The organism is Paraburkholderia humisilvae, assembly GCF_902859855.1.
Classification (GTDB): domain Bacteria; phylum Pseudomonadota; class Gammaproteobacteria; order Burkholderiales; family Burkholderiaceae; genus Paraburkholderia; species Paraburkholderia humisilvae.
The window spans coordinates 1-2,922 of the sequence record NZ_CADIKH010000237.1 but is presented as its reverse complement, the minus strand read 5'-3'; the positions used below and the strand labels follow the sequence as shown (position 1 = coordinate 2,922).

The window sequence follows — 2,922 nt, the reverse complement described above, 5'->3', positions numbered from 1 at the left end:
GGGCCTCTCGCATGTGACCGAGAGCGACCGCTGGGTATACAAGGGGGCGGTGTCGACGAACACGCGCGGCGCGTATGGGGTAGCAGTTAGCGCCGGGTACCAGTGGTAGGAGCAGTTCCCGTCATCCCGGCTGTCCAGTGGGACAGCCGGGAGCGGACGATGGGAATTTCATATCGAAAGTTACCCGGTAACCATGACGAGGAGGTGCGAAATGACGCAGACGACGCAGCGGCGGGCGGATTATCGGGCAAGGCGTGAACCGGCGGGCGAAGACGGTGATCGGCGTCTGGATATGTGGGTAAGTACCAAAGCCTGGCTTGCCCTGGCGCGGCTGGCCTGCTATCACTCGGTCTCGAAGCGCGAGATGCTGGAGCGACTGATCGTGCGGGCCGATGACGCGGTCATATGCCGACTGGATCCCGCGTCGCAGCAGTGGTACTTCGACGCACAGCGGTAAGACGTTGCTTGCCGTGGACCGACTACCTGACAGTGGTCGGTTAATGCAGATGAGCGCGATGCCCTGAAAGGCGTAGACCTTCAGGGCATCGCGCTACGCAGACCATCCGCCGCCACGGTCTAGTCGCCCATCTCAGCACCACTATCACGCTCCGGCCCGTTCTCCATGGGTTCAGCATTCGCTTGTCCAGCCGCCTGATCGTCCGGTTCTCCTGACCGGCCCGACTCTTCTTTGCCAGCTACTGCCCCCACCCCGTCCGATTCGGCCGGCGCCCCGCCTTTGCGCTCCTCGCGCGATCCCGCCAAAGCCTGCTCCGTCGCGTCCCGGGTGTCGCCTCGGGCTTCGCGCTGCTCACGTGAACGTGCCAGGGCCTGCCCGACCGCATCCGGCTGTCATCCCGGCCTGACGTTTCGTGAGCTTTTCCGCCTGCCCGGCGATTGGCCTTCCCCAGACCATGCATAACCAGTCACTGATGTACACCCTGATCAATATGATTCGGCATCCATAACAAACACCTCAGATCTGCTTTCTATAACCTTGCTGTGGCATGTGGCAAGATTTGCGCTTCGCCCGACGATCGACGTCGTACACAACTCATCCGTATTTTGTTTGAAGAGGCGGCAAGGATCGAATCGCATTCTTCCGTCTGTCGCCAAGGTGGCGCGCTGATCGATGATTCGCTCGATTGTGTTGGCTTCGAAGGTTTTGTCTATGCTCACGCGGGCGCTGCGTCGCGCGAGCTTGACTATGACGGAACTTAGTCAAACTGTACGTAGACGAAGCGGGACGTAAATCGGGCCAGTATCATGTGTCACTTTGAACAGGCAAGCGAGCTACCGGAGGGTACTTGAAAGAGGCGATTGACATCGTCGGCTGGTTTGTGACCAGCTTGATGATCGGTGCAGGGGCACCAGCCGCGGGCATGTGGTTGACGAGCGTTTTGAACACAGCGACTGAGAAGCTGTCCAAACCTACAGAATTCGTGATCAACTACTTCGTGCCTTACCGCGACGGCCAGCTCGGTTACGTTGTGCTCGGCTGGGCGATGGGTGCGATTGTGGAACTCATGAAGTCGTATTTCACAGCGCCCAAGGGCAACGAGATTGCGAGCGGTGGTGGGATGGTGGTCCTCGCGCTCATCGGTACGGCTCTGTCGGCAATTGGTGCGTCGAACCCGGCAAAACCGAAACCGGCGGACGAAACCGCGTGGCGCCACTACACGCTGTTTCGGCGATGACGACTGCGGCCGCATTGCTGGCCATTCTTCCGTCCCTGTGGACGTTGATGCAACACGCCAGCAAGTAAGGGCAACAAGCAGACTCCCAACACAGGCCGCATTGATGCGGCCTTTTTCATACGTGCACAATTTGACATAGTTAAAGTTAGCGAGCGATCGCGCTATTATATTCATCGATGGTTTGTGTATCACACCGTTCAGTTACTGCATCCTTGCTCGCAACCGTTCGCGGGGTTTCGATACGCTTGTCCGGTGTCGAAACCGGCGCCTATCCAATTACGAACCCGCCCCGGGTAACAACGATTGCCTGAGCGTCGGTCAGGGAGTGAAAATGCAGGCCGTCCGCCATGAATCTCGCTGCGACCTCTGCCATGATCGAGGCAAGTCCGGGCACGCTGGAACCAGAATGGGGAACGATATGGAAATCAACCAGATTTAGTCCATTCCACATGGGAAGCTCCGGATAGCCCGCTGGGACCTCGTTGGGATCGTCCGCAAGATCTATCCCGCGAAGTGACGGGGTCACTACGCAGGCGCCTGCGCTAAAGCCTCCATATGTGAACTCAGGATTCCGTAGCAGAGTCGGAAGCAACTGATCCAGTCCGCTGGCGTGAAAAGCGCGGCGCAGGACAAACGTGTTGCCGCCGGTCGCCCAAAACAGCCCGTATTGTCGCAGCCTAGCAAACAACTGATGAGGCTTGCCAAAATATGCCTTCAGATCAATTTCCTCCGCTGTGACCCCCAGTCCGGCCAGAGTGGAAAGCGTTTCTGAAAGATACTTGTATCTGCCCGGGCTTTCCAGGCCATCGTTCGCGTTCAGGCAGATGGCCGCTCGCTTGTTGGGACCAAGTAGCTGTGTCAGCCGGTTCGGGTTCGCACCGAAGTGCATTGATGAAAGATAGAGGTTCATTCAGTATCCGGCGCCATCGCCTCTTACAGCCTTGCGCCCGTGAGTTTGTCGTTGCGTGTGCCAACAGTTGTGTCGCGATAAGATGGTCGCGACGAGTAAACCCCGATATTATAAGGAGTACGTTACATAATCAACGAGTAGAACTGCGCATAAACCGTTCGGTCGACGCCGTCGTCTTTCATCTGCTTCTTGCGGATCATGTGCATATATATGAACGCCTCCCGTTTGCGAAGCAATTTCGCATGCTTTGACGTCCAGGATCGGCTGCGGCTGTATATACGGCCTTACTGCAAAACGGACGCAGCGGGCCCCTATGAA

General features: G+C 57.7%; 5 protein-coding genes. 3 read left to right on the top strand and 2 right to left on the bottom strand.

Going from position 1 to position 2,922, the window contains the following annotated elements; translation table 11 throughout:
• The first annotated feature begins 13 nt into the window (after positions 1–13).
• Together HV796_RS46320 and HV796_RS41360 are read left to right on the top strand one after the other, a co-directional pair.
• On the top strand, positions 14–109 hold the full coding sequence (locus tag HV796_RS46320; protein WP_425497119.1) for a YadA-like family protein: 96 nt from the start codon (positions 14–16) through the stop codon (positions 107–109).
• A gap of 102 nt (positions 110–211) precedes the next feature.
• A complete protein-coding gene (locus HV796_RS41360) occupies positions 212–457 on the top strand; it encodes a hypothetical protein (RefSeq protein WP_175233432.1) in 246 nt (81 codons plus the stop codon).
• Between the two features lie 485 nt (positions 458–942).
• Here HV796_RS41360 and HV796_RS43740 read toward each other — a convergent pair whose 3' ends face one another.
• Complete coding sequence (locus HV796_RS43740) at positions 943–1,176, bottom strand: hypothetical protein (RefSeq protein WP_217478216.1); 234 nt, start codon at positions 1,174–1,176, stop codon at positions 943–945.
• A gap of 128 nt (positions 1,177–1,304) precedes the next feature.
• Here HV796_RS43740 and HV796_RS41355 point away from each other — a divergent pair, with 128 nt between their 5' ends.
• On the top strand, positions 1,305–1,694 hold the full coding sequence (locus HV796_RS41355) for a hypothetical protein (protein WP_175233431.1): 390 nt from the start codon (positions 1,305–1,307) through the stop codon (positions 1,692–1,694).
• A gap of 268 nt (positions 1,695–1,962) precedes the next feature.
• Here HV796_RS41355 and HV796_RS41350 read toward each other — a convergent pair whose 3' ends face one another.
• Positions 1,963–2,604, bottom strand: coding sequence for a Type 1 glutamine amidotransferase-like domain-containing protein (locus HV796_RS41350; RefSeq protein WP_175233430.1), 642 nt, complete (start codon positions 2,602–2,604; stop codon positions 1,963–1,965).
• Positions 2,605–2,922 lie beyond the last annotated feature (318 nt).